This window comes from Bacteroides thetaiotaomicron VPI-5482, assembly GCF_000011065.1.
GTDB classification, from domain to species: domain Bacteria; phylum Bacteroidota; class Bacteroidia; order Bacteroidales; family Bacteroidaceae; genus Bacteroides; species Bacteroides thetaiotaomicron.
Genome location: NC_004663.1, coordinates 2,909,196 through 2,928,556, shown reverse-complemented (window position 1 = coordinate 2,928,556; position 19,361 = coordinate 2,909,196). Strand labels below are relative to the sequence as shown.

Genomic DNA, 19,361 nt, shown 5'->3' with positions numbered 1-19,361 from the left:
ATCGCTATATACATCTAATAAGTTTATAGCGATTCTCTGTTTATAATATGCTTTTCATTAGAGTATTGTTAGATTTCTTTGGATCTTCTCAGTTTCCAGTAATTGGGTAGCAACTCTTTTAGGTCTTTTCCCTTATCCCTTGTGTAATATGGCAACCAGGCAATTATTTCGGTAAGCCATTCTCTAGGGTTAACTTGAGATGCTTTACATGATGCCAATAATGAACAGATGACATCTGTGTTTTCCGCCGCTTCATGATTTCCACAAAACAAGAAGTTTTTTCTCGATAAAGCTATTGGGCGGATTGCATTTTCAGCCAGATTATTATCAATTTTGAGCTTGCCGTCTTTGAGGTAATTTCTCATGCGTGGCCAAAGGGTATAGGCATAGGCAATGGCTTGTCCCATCTGGCTTTTAGGAAGCACTTTCGGATAGGTTGTTTCCATCCATTGTTCCAGCTCGTCAAGAATAGGAAGAGCCTGTTTCTGCCTTTTTGACATTCGCATTTCAGGGGATATTCCCTGTATGTCGGCCGCCTGCTCTATCCGGTAGAGTTCCTGTATTTTGGCCAGAACGTACTTAGCCTGAGACTTATTTTCCTCTTTGGCGGTCTCATAGTGACGCCTGATATGGACAAGGCAACCCACAAGGCACACCCTTTCCTTACCTTCAAAGACGTTGTAGGCCGCATAACCGTCACTTTGAAGATATCCTTTAAATGGTTCCAATAAGTTCCGTGCCGTTTCCTGTGAACGGGAACCGTCATCATAATGAAAGAATACTAATCCGCTGGTTACCGCCCTGACCATCCACAGATATTCCCTGACAGCTTTGTGGCTTTGCTTGTTGATGATAGGCAATGTGGTTTCATCCACCTGGATGTAATCGACTGCCAATACCTGCTTCTTGAGTTCATCATACAAAGGCTTTAGCAGCTCACAGGCGGGTTTGAACCAGCCATGAAGCGTGTTTTCCGGGATTTTCAAACCTAAGTGATGGAACTCCCGTATCTGACGGTAGAATGGAACGTGATACTCATACTTTTGCAGGAGAATTTCTGCCAGCAGACTGGCACCCGGAAGTCCCTTATAAATAGGCAACAGTGGAAGATCGGCTATTACGATACCATCCTGATATTCCTGGGGTAAAGCGGTATTGTCTTTCAGTCCATATTTGGGACGTATGATTTCCTTTACATATAATTTACCCGGTTCAAACTCAAGTGTACGTGTATGTTCCTCGCCAATCCGTTTATACTTTGTAAGATCCAGGTCTTGCGGTTCTATGACAACTTCCACAACCGGAAGTCCTTCCAACAGTTTACGGTTCTGCCGTTCTTTCTTTTTAGTAACCATAGGTGTTGTAGTTTGTTCAACTACAGTTTCTTCCAAAGGTTCCGGTTCTAAGGATTGGACCGGCTGTTCAAACAGGGATAGCTGATTTGGGTCTAGACGGGATAACTTTTCACTCTTACGACCAAAAAGTTGTCGGTTCAGCCATGCTACCTGAGCCAGCAGTTCATCCAGTTTGTTTTGTAACTGTTCATTCTGCCGGGTCAGCTGTCTGATGGACTCAGACTGACTGGCGTTAGTCTGTTGGAGTGTGGCTACCAAAAGTTCTAATGTTTCTGTCCGAGTCATTATTTATGAGGATTTTGAACAATACAAAAATAAGAAAAAACTCTTACTTAAACAAGGTCTGGTCCATTGAGTTTCACTGTTATATATCACTTTTTCGTAACGCCTTCAATCGCTTGAGCCTCTTAGCGGATCCGTTATTGATTCCTTTCACCATCATGACCAGATCACGCCACTCCATGGGGTATGATCTGCTTTGCTGATCATATTCGGGCAAGCGGAAGGTTCCTTCCTCCAGCCTTTTTATATACAAGACAAGATCGCCATCTTCCGCATGCAGAAGTTTCATCGTGGTCCGCTGCCGGTTTATGAAAATGAATACGTCACCTAAACGGACGTCGTAGCCCATCTTGTTATGAATGACTCCACATAATGAATTCATGCCTTTGCGCATATCTGTCTTACCCGGGCAAAGGAAATATCGCATCGTATCATTCAGGCAAAACATGATGACCGTAAATTTGAGTGAGTAATTGCATGGCGGCATGGGATTCAGCCATACCACTGAAGCGGGCTATTATGCCACCAGGAAACTCTATTTGAATCTCCCCGGATCCCATAGCTACTCTATCATAAGACGGGTTGGATGTGGACGGGGAGGTCAAATTGATAGGAGCGAACTCTCCGGAAGAGGATCTTTCCCCATGATAAGGTCGTGAGAGACCAAACTTTCCTTTCCAATAATAAAAACTAGATTCGGTATAGGCTTCATTGACACAGAAGTCTTTTATCGTCAAACCGCTTCGTTGCTGACGGGATAGAATTTCTAAGAATTCTTCTTTGCTCATTTTTCGCATAATCTTTTTTACGCAAAGATCGAGCGAAAAAAGATACTAGACAACGGGTACTTTATCGGGGGCTTACCATTTTATAATAGATTCAGGAATTTGTCATCTTTTGCGAATCCGTTGTTAATCCAGTAGGTGGACGATTCCGGCATAATCGGCGGGAATATCATCGATGCTGTAATTGGGCAATACCATGAACCCACCGCATGACACAACGGGAGCTTTTGTCACCGACACTGTTTTAACCACGTACTTACTCTCGATATCAGGTCCACAACCGTAATTCAGGTAGGGAGCAATGTACGCTCCTTCCCAATCGGCAAAGTCTTTGAGTAGTACAAATAGAATCTCTTGTTTCATTATTCGTTGTATTTTAGATAATTTATTTTAATCATTTATACCATGTTTATACGGGCAGACATTTCGGCATTGCCAGCAACGAAGTTCCAATACACCTTTTACGGTAATATAGCAAACTTTCCGGCATCCTTTTTGACTAAAATTGTTTTCGTCTGTGAGTGCTCCCGAAGGACAAAGATCGACGCATAGGTTGCAGTTGTTGCAAACCTGGTATGTCGCCAATGGATCGGGCTCTAATTCCAACGAGGTTACTACTGCCGTAAACCAAAGCAGATTCCCGTACTTATCATTGGTAAGCAGGTAGTTGCGAGCTATAACTCCAAGCCCGGCAAGTTCGGCAGCATGTTTAAGTGACACACGCGAGCGGAAATGTCCATCTACGAATTTACCGCTAAGCGAGACTATCGACACGGCTTTGTATTTGAGTCCTTTGAGTTCGGCTGCTACATCCGCAGCAACCTTATCCATCTTTTTAACTGCCTCATTGCGTATATCCGTATATGTTCGTATATCCTGTTCGAGAATATCTTTGGGCAAAACCATTCCAAGAGAGATGACCGACTTAGCCGTTGGCATAACATCGGTTGGGTGATATCCTTTCGGAGCATTTACAAACCGCTCGACCGAGGCAACTCCCACCAGATCAGCTCCAAACGAGCGACATAACTTTTTAATCTCTTTATTTGTCATTTTTTGCAGTTGTATTATATCAAATAATCCCCAGTGCTATTGCGATAAAACTAGGACCATTGATTACCCCATGTAGAAATACTCCTGTCCATGTGTTCTGTGTCTTTTGTACCACATAAGGCTCTATATACAATAGCGGTAATAACATAACAAGTAGTTGCCAACCAAACGCTATATGAAAAATAGCCCAACCAGTGCCATGTAATATCCACGTTTTGTCTTCGAAAGTCTTTTCTTGCCGAGGTAACAACACACCTCTCCAAAAGAACTCTTCGCCTCCGATATTGAGCAACCAATATGGGAACCATGCAAGCAATAGCCAATATCTTCCCGGTGAAAGCGGATCCAAAGTCATAAACGACGGAGTATGGTTGAAATCCGAAAAAAGGACTTGCATCGCAATCATAATTCCACTTGTCAAGAGTCCGATTACCACCAACGCCAGAAGTGAATAACGCCAATCTCTACGACTCATAGGTCTGAATCGTAGTCGCTCCACAAAGGTCTCTTTTGTGAATTTGCCCCCTTCTTTGCGAAGCGTCATCACGCCGGCAATAATAAGTGGAGTGAAAACTCCAAGCCCTCCGCAAATAAACCAGAAGATAATGGACTCCAATCCGGCAACTTCCGAAAGAAACGGAATGCATAAGTGGGTCATCACCCCCAAAAAGCATGGCTGCCGATACGAATATCAGTGTCGATGGCATTAATCTCAATGGTTTCATTTGTATTCTATTGCTTATTATTTACAAAATTTCTTATATTCAATCGACAGAATGTTTGGCAAAGAATAATCCTTTCCGATTCAAATCCAATTTCTTCATTTGGAGAATAATACAAGTCTCTTCGAAAGGAACGATAATCAAGAATGGTAATATAAACCATAGGAAAGAGAAGCTACCCATAAAAATATAAATAAAAGGAATACAGTATATTAATAAGCCTACAATTTTATTCCCGATAGTATGAATTGCACCAAGTTGATAAAACTTGCTGTAAATACGCTATAATTTGTTGGGTGTATTGAGGTTGTTCTCTTACTGATATTGTATTCATAATGTTGTCTATTATATGTTCCTTTTTCTATTTGCAGCAATTATAACTAATGCTTGCGGCAAAAACAGCCAAAAACCGGAAATCGGCTCTATGATACATCCAACCACAGCGAACGCCAAAATACAATACCCCAAAATCAGAGGTGCGGGTTTCTGCTCTTTTTTGATATAGTATTGGAGTGTTAGCCCCCAAAGAATAAGTATAATCCCACATACTAAAAACCAAAGGGCGAAAGCACGGCTGTAACTATCATCTGTGGAGTTTATTAATCCATCTTTTATCATGTCCGTAAAGTCTTCTTTCCCAAGTAATAGTGCATATACTGTGTGGATTGCTCCTGTTATAACAAGAAATGTCCCACTGTATTTCCAAAGTTTCATATTTTCATTCATTGTCATAGATAATATTTTATAAATGTACTTTTATAGTCTTTATTACTTTCTCTTTTTGTTATAGTTCTGATGGAGTTGTGTTTGCCAAATTTTTAGCTTCTTTTACAAAATGGGAAAAGTCGGTATATCCCAATTCGTCGTATAAATCATAACTACCATTTGCACGATAGTTCTTCAATGCAGTTTTAAAGCGTAAAGCTTTAAAGCATTGTTTGGGTGATATACCTAATACTTCTTTGAAATATCTATTGAGTGTAGGATTTGACACCCCAACTTCCTTACTTACTGTGTTCAATTTGTAATTACGGTTATTATTGATATGGTAAATTGCTTTTATTACAGTGTTGAGTTTGAAATCAGAACTAAAGATTTTCATATTACTTAAAAGCCAATTCTCTACAAACTGAACTCGCTCGGCAAAAGAGCTTTTTAATTTTAGTTCGTCTATTACTTTTTGATTTAGATACTTTTGCAGAGACAAATGATTATCCACCAAAGTTGAAATATCTTTAGACAAACAGGAGTACAAAACTCCCGGCTTGAATTTTATTGAAAATTCATGGGTTCCGGGAGCGTGTATTACAGTGATCGCTTCTGTTAAGCTACCAGATATCTTATCACCCGATGTATCAATTATACCATGTTCACGATGTACTTTGAATGTCTGACTACTATCGGAGATATAAATTGAAACTAAGATATTAGCATTGGGCAAAGCCACAAGTGAAAATGGAGTTATAGAATTGTTAGGAGTATATATTTCAAAATAATACTCAACAATATCCTTTAATTCAAAACAAGGATATTTAATCTCTACCTGTTCTTCATCTTCAAATATGACTTTACTCTTTACCATGTTTATTTAGTTAGGTGATATAATACCTGAATACCAAGCCCGAATGTCATCATTCGCTCTTTTTTGTTGGTTAATAGCTGTTGTGTCCAATCAAGCAATCCACCGTCAGCAATTTCAATAGTATTGCCGCCGATCACTATTTGCTGCTTTATTCTGAAACCATGGTAATAGTTATTATCATGTTCCGGTGCTATAACCAAGACCTCAAGATTACTATTCTTTTTCCGGACATACGATATTGATTCCATTATAAGCGGGCTTTGACTGTCATAACCTTTGCATGGAATAATCTCATAATATATTTTCTCCACACCGTAACTTTTACATATCTCATACGATGTAGTTAAATGTTTTAATAATTCTTCTTTCTCAAAATTAAAGCTACCAGTATCTCTACCACATGAAATAAGGGCGAGAACAGTAAAATGAGGAGTGAAATTAGGATTATTAAATACCTGTGTCCTTATTACCCGTGAAATGTTGCTGTAATTATAGGTTTTGTTATCTAATTCTCCTTTTTTCTTTAACGATGCGTAATGTAATGCTATTGTATTCGTCGGGTCTGCCTGTACTTCTGTGTTTCTTAAAGAAGTAAGGACTTTTTTCTGATCTACTGTTGCTATAACACTATTTGTCCCAAACTGAGCGACCGGGGAAAGTTCTATGGGTTCAAATCCTCTACCTGCTATTAATTTATAGCACCGTAATTCTTTTTCTTTATATTCTAAAACATCTTCTAATAAGGCGGGCTTAACAAGCTTGTTACCCTCATATTTACTTAGTAAAGACGAGGGAGTTTCCTGCTGAACACGCTTGTTAAAAATGTCCAGTAAAACAGTGTTCAGTTCCGACCCGCTTAATTCATCGGACAACACTTTAGCTATATCCTGCAAATCTAACTTACTAATAAGGTGATCGCCTATATCTTTTTTCATTTTTTCCTAATACTATATAAATGTTCATCAACTATTTGTCCCTCTTTTATAACTGAGGACTTAATAATGGCTTCCTTTTCAAAACCTGTTTTTATTTTGTAATCGTATCATTTTAATGTACTTATTGTTTTTTGCAAAGGTAATCTCATATGTCATATTAATAAGTGTAAAAATGAATCAATCTGCTAATTTTTTTAATAGCCTAATCATTAATCAAATTTGTTCTAATAGTTAATCCTGAATTTTATCTTTTAGTTCTTTTTTTAATTCTGATGGAATATCATTCCAATGTAAGTTTAATAGAGCTCCTTCTAAAGAATAGAGATAATAGCACACAGGTATAGTCTTTTCAGGATGTTGTTCACGTATCTTTATAAAAGCTTTGACAGATGTTGTTTCTGCAAGATCGGCTAAAGTGAATATACCAATTTCATTAAGGTATTTCTCGATTGTTGCACCTATATTCTTCGCATTTCTTAAATTGTTGTCTATTTTTGATTTCATTTTTACTATGGATTACGTAATATATATCTTCTTTCTACAAATTCGGTAATATTTTATCATTTCGGCAATACTTATTCTACAATGATTCAATAGATCGCTTTAAACATCTAATCGGTACCCAACCTTCCTTGGTTGAATTTTCTTTTCGACACCATAACCAACCATTTAGGTATCTTGAGCCGATTACTATCTCGTCTTGATTTACTGGTAACTCATAAGCAGAATAGTCTTCTAATGCAATAGCTATTTGCCATTCATTCGGTAAGGTCTCACATACGTTCAAAATTTGTATAGGTACCCAACCTGTCATTCCATTGCCCGCTATGCACCAAACCCAATTTACCCATTCTGGATCAGTTTCTTTTATAGCTAAATTGACTACAACTTTTTCATCTTTCTTTAATATAATAGGATTTTTATAGCTTTCAACCCATTTGCACACAACAATATATTTATATAAATATTTCATTATCTTGTTATTAAGTTGTTTTCAATAGTTGCTTTTATATTTTTAGCGATTTATTAAATCGCTGGTTATATTTAACTTCATCTTTACTGGTTATTACATAAAGTATTGACAGTTGCTTTATGCTATGTAATTCCATGCCGCGAAGTTAAAACATAGAGTTTTTCAAAAATAGGAAAAATCGGACATTTTATTCAGCAGCGATCTTTAAGGGCGTTTTACCGTAAAATAATTTAAACTCTTTTATGAAATGAGTTTGGTCATAGTAACCAAAATCATAATATGATTTTTCGGATTTTATTAATTTAACTGAAGGGTCAATCTTTAAAAGATTTTGAAAACGAACAATTCGGCAAAAAGACTTGGCTGTATCTCCTATGTAAAAATTAAAAAGTCGTTGTAAATGACGACTACTTATTCCATCATTCAAATCTTTCTCAATAATAATCGATCCTTTGCTTTTTAAAATAGTTTCTAATGCACAGAAAAATCTATTATCAAAAGGTTTATCTATTTTATTTATGTGCTTAATAAAATAGATATTGAGTTCATCGCACAAATCCTGAAGGCATAAGCATCTATCTTTCGATTGTTGAATTACATTGTATATACAAGGTTGCACGGTATTTAAACGTTCGTAATGGTTGCTTAATTCTGACGCATCTATATTAAATAGTGACGGAAATATACCCGGAAGAAACCGTATTCCGAAATAATTGAATTCTTTATCAATGCCAATCTTCACAAAAGAATTGCAGTACCCCATTATATATGTTTCATCATAATTTGTACAATTAAAAACGATATCAATACACCCATCAGCAACTACACGATAATTGTATATATCATCTAGTGGCTTAATAGTCTTTAGATTCCAATAACAATAAATAAAGTCTTGTAGTTGTGCGTCAGGTGGCAACTCAATATATGAGACCTCGCCATTAGTTCCTATTACTGCTGGCTGTACTGGAGTGTACAGGCTTCTTATGTTGTATTCCAATTTCAAATTACGAGTGCTAACTTAGATTATTACTTTATCAACTTTATATATCGGCTATCTCTCACTATAAATCAAAAGCTGACATAGCTTTAAAATATTCGGTGTAGAAATCTATGCATTCCTTTACTTTATTTGTATGGATCGTAATTGAAAGGTCTTTGAACTTCATGCTGACTACATTTATAAATTGTTGCAATATAGTAAAATTTGGAGTGTGCTCATGATATTTATCATGAAGATTTAAGTGTTATTGGGGAAACTATCACCCAAACAAATCATGTCTTATGAAAAGAACTAATGAAGATTATCCATCCTTCAATCTGTTTTCCATTGTCGGCACATGGGAAAGCGTTAATCTGAATCCTACGGTTATCATCTACCGGAACGGTAAAGAATATCTCCTTTCTATTGTATATGTATCGGAAACCACCAAGCAGGCTTCACCCGCTACTTATGAGATACAGCAAGATGGTAGCCAGTATTTTATTGCCACTGCATCCAAACGGCTCTCTGTAGATTATGACCCGGCAAAAGATGTACTTAGCATCTCATCATTGGGGGACTATCTGCGCAACTAGCCTGCTATCTAGAGATCTTGAAATCAATATTTCAATAAAACAATCTTTCAGTCATGGAACTAATAAATAAAGATACCCTACAAATCAAAGAATTTATTTCTTCGCTCGATTCGATGCTGGACGGCATTGAATCTATTGTAAAGCACTACAAGCCACACTTGAACGGGGAACGTTTTCTTTCTAATAATGAGGTTTCCAAGAAACTGAATGTCAGTCTACGAACCTTGCAGGAATGGCGAGATACGGGGCTAATCCCCTTTATCCAGATAAAAGGTAAAATCATCTATCGTCAAAGTGATATTGATAAGTTGCTCCAAAAGCATTACTTTGAAGGTTGGAAAGAATAACCTGCTAGCCCTGAGAACATTTTTTTTCAGAATTTAATTTGAATCATTGACTTTGCCAGTGAAGTATTTAGTCTGTGCAAGTTTTTAGATGAAAATACGCTCGAATGAAATGAGAGGAAGATTTTTATCCAAAGTTCTCCTTTATTGTCTTTTAGCAAGTGTTCAGGTGATAAGTCTTTCACATCGCTGAACGCCAAACCGGTATAACTGCAAAAAATGAAAACGTCTCGTACCTGTTCTACTCGTTTAATTGTGAACTCTTTAGCGAGAATGATTTTAATCTCGTCCATTGTCAGAAATTCAGGATATGTTTCTTTCAGTTTGAAACGATAGTAAGCGAATGGATCTTTCTTTATCCAGTCATTTTCCAAGGCAATGCGGATAATCTTCTTTAAGTTCTTTAATCGGGTGATAGCGGAGTTCTGCGCACAACCTTTTTCAATCTTCAAGAAAGCATCGAACTTAGAAATGAAGTTGGCTTCCAAGTTGTTCAGGGCAATATCCGATAACTGATATTCTTTCTTAATGAATTCCTCCAAATATCGGGTAGTGGTTTCATACCGTTGAACGGTTTTACTAATAAAGTCTTTACCGATTAGCTTGCGGCTTTGTTCGTTATGCTCCCTGAATACCTGTAATAGCGTTTTGTTATCTTCGTCCACATCATAATACGGTTTTCTAACAAGATCAACAGTGATAACCTTGCCGGAAGTTTCCAGTTCTCTATAAATTTGATGTACGTGGGAACGTGTGATTTCTAAGTAGTGGTTCGGTTCCACCGACATACGGTCTTTGCCTTTTGAATTCTCTTTAGCCTGATTCCATAGGTCTACAGGACAGCTTCTTTTGATAGAAATGTCTACTATACAGCCATTTACGGTGATTCTCATGCATACGAGTGCTTCACCGTTCTTTAATTATTCTCTTCCAAAGTACGACCATGCAAAAAGCTATGAATCAGCGAGAAAGATGCAAATTCGTGGGACTTTTTTCGATTAAATTTTAGTCCCACGATTTATCCACCGATAATATGCTTGAAACGGCTATTTTCTGCTACCTGCCAAAAAAAAGAAATCCCCGATAATACTTGATTATCAGGGATTTGCTTGATTTTTCTTTTGTTTTCAGTGATCCAGCTGGGGCTTTCACCGTAGCGGTCTATATCTTTGATTTATAAGCTCTTGTAAACCTTAAAAAATTGTACCGTAACGAATTAGTAACGATTTATAGGAACGCTTGTTGTCAGTGAGAGGCATTCGTTTGTCAGCCGTTCTCTGATGCCGCAAAGATAGAGCATTACTTTTTATTTTCCAAACATTTGATTATTAAATCTTTAAAAAAAGATCCCTAGTGCAAGGGGCGAACCTATATATATGGATAGGTTTGCCCCTTGCACCGGGCGGATGTTGCATCAGTCCTACAGCCTTTCCGTCCGCCTCGATACCGCCGTTTATGTGAAGTGGTTCCCCCTCCTTTTTCGCTGAACCGAAAAAATCATGGTGTAGTACACGTATAGTATCCCATGCGCTGCCTTTTATTGTTATTCTTTTGCAGCAAACATTAAAAATTAAGTTTGTTATGGAAGTTATTACATTTGAAAGTGAAGCGTATAAAGCGCTTGTAGGGAAGATTGAAAAAATCGCCGGGTATGTAGCCGAAGCGCAGCTGCCTTCGGAAGAAAAAAAGGAGACTTGGCTGGACAGCAACCAACTGGCGGAAGCTTTAGGGATCAGTACACGTACATTGCAACGCCTGAGGGATGAAAACCTGATCAGCTACTCCATGCTGCGTGGACGGTGTATGTACAAGCTGTCGGAGGTCGAACGCTGTCTGGAAGAGCGTACCATTCGGTGCAAGCCTCAAACATTGGAGGATTTTCGCAAGAACTACCTAACGAGAACCGGCAATGATAAGAAAGGATGATATACTGAAAATGACGGAAAAGGGCATTTCCGTATTCCGCTATTACCTGCCGGTGGACTTCAAGGTGGGAAAGAACTTCCTGAACCCTTTTTATAAGGATACGAAGGCTTCGTGCAATATTTATTACGAACGCAAGGCCGGTGTGTTTAAAATGAAGGATTTCGGGAACGAGGATTATTCAGGGGACTGCTTTGAACTGGTGGGCAGGCTGAACGGCCTTAGCTGCAAGGAGCCTAAAGAGTTTGTCGAGATCATGGAAATGATAAACCGCGATCTGCATTTGGGGCTGTCCGCACATGAGGAATATCATGTGAGCCATAGCAAAGTCCCCCAAAAGAGTGAAGTGGTATCGGAAGAACCGAAAGCGAAAAGCGTCCGGCCTTATACTGTCGTGCAAAAGCCCTTTACGGCTGCGGAACTTGCCTTTTGGGGTAAATCGGGAATCGGGGAAAATGTTCTGAAAGCGTACCGGACGGTATCGCTGAAGAAGTTCAGCAGCGAGAACCAGGAAAGGAAGCCTTTTTCCTGCATGACAAGCGTCGATGAACCGATGTTCGGATATATGGGGAAACAGCATATCAAGGTTTACCGTCCGTGTTCACAAATGCGGTTCCTGTACGCCGGTGATTTTGGCGACAACTACTGTTTCGGGCTGGAGCAGCTGCCGGCAAAGGGTGATCTGCTCTTTATCACAGGCGGGGAAAAGGATGTGATGAGCCTGGCGGCACACGGCTTCCATGCGATCTGTTTCAATTCGGAAACGGCTTTTATCCCTGCGGCTGTCATACACCGGCTTTCGTTCCGGTTCAAGCATATCATCCTCCTCTATGATGTGGACAGTACCGGACTGAAAAGCTCGGCGAAGCGTGAAGAGGAGCTGAAGGAATACGGGATTAAACGATTGTTGCTCCCGCTTGCCGGTACAAAGACGGAAAAGGATGTATCGGACTACTTCATGCTGGGGAACAGCCGTGAGGATTTGATAAAACTTTTTCTGGACTATCTGGAAACCTTATACAGTGAAACCATGTCGGCTTTGAAATCCTGCGAGGTGGATTTCAACAACCCGCCTCCCATTGCACAGATGATCGTATCGGTAAATGACGTGCCTCTCGGAACTCAAGGCAACCTGCTTTGTATCACCGGCGGAGAAGGCACGGGAAAAAGCAACTATGTGGCGGCACTGATTGCCGGTGCTATCCGTCCCACCGGAACGGATGTGGATGCGCTGGGCGTTACGCTCCACGAAAACAGCAGGAACAAGGCGGTACTGTTCTATGACACGGAACAGAGCGAAGTACAGCTGTATAAGAATATCAGCAACCTGCTGCGGCGATGCGGACGTGAGGCGATGCCGGAATGGTTCAAGGCGTATTGTCTTACGGGAATGAGCCGGAAAGAACGCCTGCTTTCCATTATCCAGAGCTTGGACAAGTACCATTATCAATACGGCGGTGTTCATCTGGTGGTGATAGACGGGATTGCGGATTTGATAAAATGCGCCAACGATGAAGCGGAGAGCATAGCCGTCGTGGAAGAGCTGTACCGGCTGGCCGGTATCTACAAGACGTGTATCGTTACGGTACTGCATTTTATCCCCAACGGGCTGAAGCTGAGGGGACACTTGGGAAGCGAGTTGCAGCGGAAGGCTGCGGCAATCCTTTCCATAGAGAAGGACAGCGATCCGGCCATATCGGTGGTGAAGGCTCTGAAAGTAAGGGATGGAAGTCCGCTGGATGTGCCTATCATGCAGTTTTCGTGGGATAAGGAAAAGGCCATGCACGTCTATCTGGGCGAAAAGCCGAAAGAGGAAAAGGACAAGCGCAAAGAGGATGAGCTTGTAGCGGTGGCCAAAGAGGTATTCAGCCGGAGGCGCTTTGTTACTTATGTGGAGCTTGCGGAAGAAATCCAGTCGATACTGGAAGTGAAGGAACGTACGGCGAAAAGCTACATCAGGTTCATGCGTGAGAAAGAAATCATTCTGAAATCATCCGATAACCAGAGCTATTATGTTGTCGGGAACTTTTAAGGAGGAAAGCGTATGTTAGTAGATAAAACGGAATTTGAAGCATGGATGGAACGTATCATGGGTGAGCTGTACCGCATCTCACGGAAGCTGGACAAGGCGGAAACGAGGGAAAAGCACCTGAACTACCTGAACGGAGAGCGTCTGTACGACAATCAGGAAGTATGCCTGTTGTTGCGCATCAGCAAACGCACGCTGCAACGATACCGGAATAACGGGGTGTTGAAGTTCTATTCGATATATCACAAGACATATTACAAGGAGTCGGACTTGCACGAGTTCATCCGCAACAACTTCGACGAGAACGAGATAAAACGGCAGGCACGTGAGGACAAACTGTCCGAGAGCTATCCGCTGCCGAAAGAATAAGTCCATGTTTTTGCTTTGTACCGGTGAAACTACTGCCGTGAGGCAGGAAATCCCAAACTGCGTATTGGTGTTTGTCATGGCAATGACTTCATACAGTTGTGAAACAGGATGAAGTTTCTTTTCTTGTTCGAATGGTGATACTTCAAAGGACAGCGGTCCGGAGGGGTATCATTTTTTATGTATGCACTTAAAAATATTCCAGTTTTGTGGCGTAAAAACTGGGCGTTTTTTTACCTTTGCAAAAACTGTCATTTATGAAATTAGGAATATTACACTTTACAGATTCTCACATAAAAAGTGCCACTGATTGGATTTTGAGTGAGTTTTCATCTCTTGTTGCTTCCGTCAAAACGATATATGAAGAATGTGATCGCATATATATAGTGTTTACAGGTGATGTTGTTTACTCTGGTAGTGAAGAAGAATATATTTTGGCTTCAAAGTTTTTGAATTCAATAAGAAGTTTACTTAAAACATTGTATAAAGATAAGGTCTATGAACAAATAATTTTTACTCCCGGAAATCATGATTGCAATTTCAATATGGATAGACAGGCGAGAAAAATGCTATAAAAAATATGAATTATGATTATATTGGTGATGATAATAGTGTTATAGAACAATGTCTTATCGTGCAAGAACCTTTTTGGAATTTTGAAAGCTCGATTAATGGACAAGAAACCAAACCATGTATTTACAAGGAATATATAGATGATATACAAAAAGAGGTTGTTATTTTTCATTCTTTTAATACAGCTTGGATGTCTTCTATTAATGAAAATGTTGGTAGTCTTTTCTATCCTATAAAAAATATAGAAGAGACTATTAATACAAAAGCAACGATAAATATATCAGTTTTTCATCATCATTCATCTTGGTTAAATCCTAATACAGAAGAAAATAATAAGCATGAATTTTCCGAACTGATCAATAGCTTTTCTGATGTAGTTATTTATGGACATGAACATGAAAGGCAAGGAATGATTCATACGGACTTAAACACACATAAGGAGTGCTATATTTTTGCAGGAGAGGCATTACAAATGAATCAAGCAAAAAAAGTTCATTCAGGTTTTCAAGTGTTCATCATAAACACAGAAAATAGGATTGGATTTAATTATCCATTTCATTGGAATGGAACTATCTACTCACAACAGGAGGAACAAAAGTTTTCATTAAAAGAAATAGGACATAACAATCTTGATTTTCATTCAAATCAGGCCTTCTTGTCTTCTTTGAATGATATGAAACTGCCTTTATTTTTCAATGATGATAAAAAAATCAAATTGAAAGATATATTTATATATCCTGACATTGAGAAAACCAATGATTTAAAGAAAGAATTATATGAGAATTATGTTGACAGTTCTATTTTTATAGGGAGTTCAAATTACAAAGTAGTATTGCTTGAAGGAGAAAATCAATCTGGTAAATCCAGCTTGATTAATATGATGTATCTTGACTCTATTTTACATCAAAAATTCCCATTGTTGATTAATGGGAAATGCTTTAAGAAGATGGAAATAGATAAACCTTTAGAAAAAGCCTTTATAGAACAATATGAAAATAAATCATTTGAAGAATATAGTCAATATTCTAACGAATGTAAGATATTGTTTATAGATAATCTTAATTCGGCAGAGTTGAATAATAAATCAATCTTAGAATTATTAAAAAAGCTCGAGAATCGTTTTTCGAGAATTATCATTACAACTTCTTCTATATATAATATTATTTCTGTTTTAGAATCTACCACTAAAGATGTTTTTTGTGGTAAGATACTACCCCTTGGTCACAAGAAAAGAAATAAATTAATAGAAAATTATCATCGTTTAAATGAGGAAAATCCATATAGTATTACAGAACAGATTTTTTTAGAAAAAACAAAAGATTCATATGAACAAGTTCAAACTTTTTTGGGAGATAAATTAATACCTTCCTATCCTATATTTGTATTATCCATTCTTCAATCAATGAATTTAGTAAAACCTAACAATTATGAACAAACTTCATATGGATATTGCTATCAGTCTTTAATACATTTCGCTTTAGCGGCAAAGGCTAAAATCAAAAATGAAGATATTGATACTTATATAAATTATTTGTCAGAATTAGCATTTTCTTTGTTTGATAAAAAGAAAAAATCGTTGTCTGATATTGAATTTCAAGAGTTTCATAAAAATTATTCAGCTAATTATATAGCACCTTCTTTTACCGAAGTGAGGGATAAACTATTAGGATCCGGTCTTCTTGTCTATGATGAAGATGAATGGTTTCATTTTGGCTATAATTATATTTTCTATTTTCTTGTTGCCCAAAAGATTGCAACAATATTAACAGAAGAAAAAGGAAGGAAAATAATACAATATTTATGTAAAAATATACAGGTTGATAAATATGCTAATATTCTGATTTTTGTTGCACATCATTCAAAAGATTCATTTTTAATAGATGAAACAATATTAGCATCAATGATTCCATTTGATGATATTGAGCCTATAACCCTTGAAAGGAATGGTTCATTTAATGAATTAATAAAAGATATTATTCAGGAATTTAAAGATGATATTATCCGATCTAATACAGATCCCATACAGGAACGTGAGAAAAGCTTAGAAAGTAGGGATAAGTTAGAATTGCAGATGAAAGATAATACTTACGAAGAAGATTATCAAAATATGCCTTCTGAAATTATATCTTTCTATCAAGCTGTTAGATCATTGGAAATTGTAGGACAAATTATTAAAAATAGGAAAGGTTCTATTTCAAAACAAAAGTTACATGAAATGATAAAGGAGTTGTATCTAACTGCTTTTAGAACTATAGGTTTTTTGGGGAAAATAGTCAAAAGCACTAAAGAAGAATTGACTATTTCTATTCAGAGTAAAGTTGAAAAGGCTGATTCTAAATCAGAAATTGCTGAAAGAATAAATTTATTCTTTCAATTAATGTCTTTTAATTTTTGCTTGGGTATTTTCTCAAAGGTGATCAATTCAGTAGGGAATAGAGATCTTAAACCTATTTTTGATGATGTAGCAAATGAATTGAATACTCCTGCTGCGAAACTAATATCATTTTCAATAAAGACGTGCTATGGGAAATTATCAATACCCGAGTTAAGATTATTATATAAAGAGTTTGAGAATAATCCTGTGGCATTAAGAATACTAAAAGCACGTGTTAAATCATATTTGTACAATAATTATGTAAAATATGATGAAAGACAAAGAATAGCAAGTACTTTAAAAATGTCATTAATACAACCTCGTGGTAATAATCTTATTAGCAGGACATAACTATTGAAGAAAGACGGTAATGATAAAGGAAATTCGACAAAGAATTGAAAATTTTGAGTCTGATTATGTTTTTACATATCAAGATTTAAATTTGTCTCCAGAACGGAGTGAAAGAGTTATCAAAATCTTAAATCGCTTAGTAGCTGAAGGTATTATTGCCAAAATCTCAAAAGGACGCTTCTATAAACCTAAAAAAAGTGTTTTTGGAATGCTAAAGCCTAAGTTAGAAGAAGTTGTAAAAGACTTTCTTGAGAAGGATGGAGAAGTTATTGGTTATATGACTGGATACTTAGCTTTTAATCGATTAGGATTGACTACACAAGTGCCGAATATCATCCAAATTGGCACAAATGTACGTAAAAACAAAACGGTAAGAGGAATGTTCACGATTAGTTTCGTGATTCAGTCTAATCCCATAACAAAGGAAAATATACCTTTATTGCAGCTATTGGATGCCATTAAGTTTATAAAAGAGATACCGGATACAACTACCAGCCAATCATGTAAGTGTATAATGACTATTATTCAGAATTTGAATAAAAAAGATAGGGATGAGCTACTTATACTTGCAAAAAAATATCCTCCAATGGTGCGTGCTTTACTTGGAGCGATGGTTGAGAACATATACGGTACAAACAAAGCATTGCCATTATGGAATACACTAAATCCTCTTACTTTATACAATGTAAAGATAGATAAGCAAGTATTACCCGAAGTGAGAAAATGGAGAATTCAGTAATTATAATTGGAAAGAATAATATATAGCGACCTTATGAATAAAGAACAATTTACATTCTATATAGATGAAAGCTGTCATTTAGAACATGATCATTTTCCTGTCATGTGTATTGGTTATATAAAGGTGCCAAAGGAGCAGACTGAAGAAATGAAACAATGCATAAAAGCGATTAAGCGAGGGCATAATATTTTACATGAGATAAAATGGAATACAATCAGTAACACCCATATTGATATGTATAAAGAACTTATAGATTACTTTTTTGACTCAAACATGGAGTTCAGATGTATTCTTGTTAAGTACAAAGACCGTTTAGACAATTTGTCTTTCAACAACGGCGAGCATGATAATTTTTACTATAAAATGATTTATTACTTGCTTGTCAATCCATACACTAATCCTTCTGCAATGAATAATTACCGTGTATTTTTGGATATAAAAGATACGAAAGGACGTGCAAAACTTAATAAAATCCAAGAGGTCTTCTCTAATAAGTTTCATGGTAAATCGCCTTTTCTTTCTTTTCAGCATATACGTTCCCATGAATCACAATTTATACAGTTAGCAGATTTTTTCATAGGTGCAGTAACTTATAAAGCGAGAGGTCTTCACTTGAAGAAAGATGGCAGCTTGGCAAAAAAAGAACTGATCAACTATATTGAAATGAAATCTGGTTATGTTTTGGATGAAGGTACAGAACCGGGAGAAATCAAATTTAATATTTTTGATCACCAACCTCGTAAGCGCAATGACAGTAGCAGATGAATTAGGAGCTTTAAAACCGTATTTTGCAGACGGGGTTGCAGAAACGGAACAAGAAAAAATGGATGAACTTCATGCCATTTTTCATCGGGATTTTTTTGAGAATACCGTAATTATTGATGGTACTCCTTTAAAAGTGAAACCGTATTTGTATAAAAATAGCAAAAAAGACAATCTTCCTGTTGATTTTGAGCAATACTATGAGAAGTTTGTTCACGTAATTACTCGTACTATTAAAGGTGGAAAGTATAAAACTTCCAGAAAAATAAGAGAATTTCGTGAAGAAAGAGCTAATAGGGTACATTGGATAAGACCTATTTTAGAGAATAAAGAAGATAAGCGTATTACTTATTTTCGGTATATTGAAGATGACGGAACTCTCCGTGACTATTATTGGTATAGAGGTAAACAATATATTGTTATAGTTGAATACATACAACCGGATTACGCATTAATTACAGGATTTTGTGTTGATTGCGATAATCAACCTTATTACCAAAACAAATATATAAACAGGGAAAAATAAGGGCATAAAAAAACCGCATTTACGGTAATGCGGGCAACCAAGTCCTTCGTTCTTCGAGCGATGACACTGCAAATATAGATACTTCTTTTGTTTTAAACAAGGATTTGAGTAT

21 protein-coding genes and 2 pseudogenes are annotated in these 19,361 nt (G+C 37.2%); 10 read left to right on the top strand and 13 right to left on the bottom strand.

Going from position 1 to position 19,361, the window contains the following annotated elements:
- Window positions 1–68: 68 nt before the first annotated feature.
- The 12 genes and pseudogenes from BT_RS11875 to BT_RS11820 all read right to left on the bottom strand — a co-directional run bounded on the left by BT_RS11875 (window position 69) and on the right by BT_RS11820 (window position 8,690).
- Window positions 69–1,640: an IS66-like element ISBthe5 family transposase gene (locus tag BT_RS11875; RefSeq protein WP_011108243.1), complete on the bottom strand. Its 1,572-nt coding sequence runs from the start codon at window positions 1,638–1,640 to the stop codon at window positions 69–71.
- A gap of 79 nt (window positions 1,641–1,719) precedes the next feature.
- Window positions 1,720–2,085 (bottom strand): IS66 family insertion sequence element accessory protein TnpB, encoded by a 366-nt coding sequence (gene tnpB / locus BT_RS11870; RefSeq protein WP_162303107.1) that lies wholly within the window; start codon window positions 2,083–2,085, stop codon window positions 1,720–1,722.
- Window positions 2,069–2,434 carry an IS66 family insertion sequence element accessory protein TnpA gene (locus BT_RS11865; protein ID WP_011108241.1) on the bottom strand — a complete coding sequence of 122 codons (366 nt, stop codon included), beginning with the start codon at window positions 2,432–2,434 and terminating at the stop codon, window positions 2,069–2,071. The genes tnpB and BT_RS11865 overlap by 17 nt, the downstream gene beginning before the upstream one ends.
- 129 nt (window positions 2,435–2,563) lie before the next feature.
- Window positions 2,564–2,785, bottom strand: a pseudogene (locus tag BT_RS11860) (glutamine amidotransferase); the annotation flags it as partial.
- A gap of 27 nt (window positions 2,786–2,812) precedes the next feature.
- Entirely contained in the window at window positions 2,813–3,475 is a 663-nt protein-coding gene (locus BT_RS11855; protein WP_009127818.1) for an epoxyqueuosine reductase, read from the bottom strand.
- A 19-nt stretch (window positions 3,476–3,494) separates the two neighbouring features.
- Entirely contained in the window at window positions 3,495–4,133 is a 639-nt protein-coding gene (locus tag BT_RS11850; RefSeq protein ID WP_011108240.1) for a CPBP family intramembrane glutamic endopeptidase, read from the bottom strand.
- Window positions 4,134–4,542: 409 nt separating this feature from the next.
- Window positions 4,543–4,911 (bottom strand): DUF6463 family protein, encoded by a 369-nt coding sequence (locus BT_RS11845; protein ID WP_070750084.1) that lies wholly within the window; start codon window positions 4,909–4,911, stop codon window positions 4,543–4,545.
- A 70-nt stretch (window positions 4,912–4,981) separates the two neighbouring features.
- A complete protein-coding gene (locus BT_RS11840) occupies window positions 4,982–5,779 on the bottom strand; it encodes a helix-turn-helix domain-containing protein (RefSeq protein ID WP_011108237.1) in 798 nt (265 codons plus the stop codon).
- 2 nt (window positions 5,780–5,781) lie between these two features.
- A complete protein-coding gene (locus BT_RS11835) occupies window positions 5,782–6,714 on the bottom strand; it encodes a hypothetical protein (protein WP_011108236.1) in 933 nt (310 codons plus the stop codon).
- Window positions 6,715–6,945: 231 nt separating this feature from the next.
- On the bottom strand, window positions 6,946–7,218 hold the full coding sequence (locus BT_RS11830; RefSeq protein ID WP_008777585.1) for a TfoX/Sxy family protein: 273 nt from the start codon (window positions 7,216–7,218) through the stop codon (window positions 6,946–6,948).
- A 76-nt stretch (window positions 7,219–7,294) separates the two neighbouring features.
- The gene (locus BT_RS11825; RefSeq protein ID WP_011108235.1) at window positions 7,295–7,687 is read right to left on the bottom strand and encodes an SH3 domain-containing protein; all 393 of its coding nucleotides are present in this window, start codon (window positions 7,685–7,687) and stop codon (window positions 7,295–7,297) included.
- Between the two features lie 187 nt (window positions 7,688–7,874).
- On the bottom strand, window positions 7,875–8,690 hold the full coding sequence (locus tag BT_RS11820) for a helix-turn-helix domain-containing protein (protein ID WP_011108234.1): 816 nt from the start codon (window positions 8,688–8,690) through the stop codon (window positions 7,875–7,877).
- 278 nt (window positions 8,691–8,968) lie between these two features.
- On the opposite strand from BT_RS11820, the gene BT_RS11815 reads away from it, so the two are divergent.
- Together BT_RS11815 and BT_RS11810 are read left to right on the top strand one after the other, a co-directional pair.
- Entirely contained in the window at window positions 8,969–9,262 is a 294-nt protein-coding gene (locus BT_RS11815) for a DUF3876 domain-containing protein (RefSeq protein WP_011108233.1), read from the top strand.
- A gap of 53 nt (window positions 9,263–9,315) precedes the next feature.
- On the top strand, window positions 9,316–9,609 hold the full coding sequence (locus BT_RS11810; protein ID WP_011108232.1) for a helix-turn-helix domain-containing protein: 294 nt from the start codon (window positions 9,316–9,318) through the stop codon (window positions 9,607–9,609).
- Window positions 9,610–9,731: 122 nt separating this feature from the next.
- Here the strand turns inward: BT_RS11810 and BT_RS11805 are convergent.
- Window positions 9,732–10,526, bottom strand: a pseudogene (locus tag BT_RS11805) (site-specific integrase); the annotation flags it as partial.
- Window positions 10,527–11,187: 661 nt separating this feature from the next.
- Between BT_RS11805 and BT_RS11800 the strand changes: the two are divergent.
- The 8 genes from BT_RS11800 to BT_RS11770 all read left to right on the top strand — a co-directional run bounded on the left by BT_RS11800 (window position 11,188) and on the right by BT_RS11770 (window position 19,249).
- On the top strand, window positions 11,188–11,532 hold the full coding sequence (locus BT_RS11800; protein ID WP_007485354.1) for a helix-turn-helix domain-containing protein: 345 nt from the start codon (window positions 11,188–11,190) through the stop codon (window positions 11,530–11,532).
- The gene (locus BT_RS11795) at window positions 11,516–13,561 is read left to right on the top strand and encodes a bifunctional DNA primase/helicase (RefSeq protein WP_011108230.1); all 2,046 of its coding nucleotides are present in this window, start codon (window positions 11,516–11,518) and stop codon (window positions 13,559–13,561) included. The genes BT_RS11800 and BT_RS11795 overlap by 17 nt, the downstream gene beginning before the upstream one ends.
- A 12-nt stretch (window positions 13,562–13,573) precedes the next feature.
- A complete protein-coding gene (locus BT_RS11790) occupies window positions 13,574–13,927 on the top strand; it encodes a helix-turn-helix domain-containing protein (protein WP_005643639.1) in 354 nt (117 codons plus the stop codon).
- A 254-nt stretch (window positions 13,928–14,181) separates the two neighbouring features.
- Entirely contained in the window at window positions 14,182–14,499 is a 318-nt protein-coding gene (locus BT_RS24620) for a metallophosphoesterase family protein (protein WP_011108229.1), read from the top strand.
- Between the two features lie 5 nt (window positions 14,500–14,504).
- Window positions 14,505–17,222, top strand: coding sequence for an NACHT domain-containing protein (locus tag BT_RS11785; protein ID WP_011108228.1), 2,718 nt, complete (start codon window positions 14,505–14,507; stop codon window positions 17,220–17,222).
- A 19-nt stretch (window positions 17,223–17,241) separates the two neighbouring features.
- The gene (locus tag BT_RS11780; RefSeq protein WP_007485360.1) at window positions 17,242–17,961 is read left to right on the top strand and encodes a DUF6088 family protein; all 720 of its coding nucleotides are present in this window, start codon (window positions 17,242–17,244) and stop codon (window positions 17,959–17,961) included.
- Between the two features lie 33 nt (window positions 17,962–17,994).
- Window positions 17,995–18,726: a DUF3800 domain-containing protein gene (locus BT_RS11775; RefSeq protein ID WP_007485361.1), complete on the top strand. Its 732-nt coding sequence runs from the start codon at window positions 17,995–17,997 to the stop codon at window positions 18,724–18,726.
- Entirely contained in the window at window positions 18,710–19,249 is a 540-nt protein-coding gene (locus BT_RS11770; RefSeq protein ID WP_007485363.1) for a hypothetical protein, read from the top strand. Before BT_RS11775 ends, BT_RS11770 begins: the two co-directional genes overlap by 17 nt.
- Window positions 19,250–19,361 lie beyond the last annotated feature (112 nt).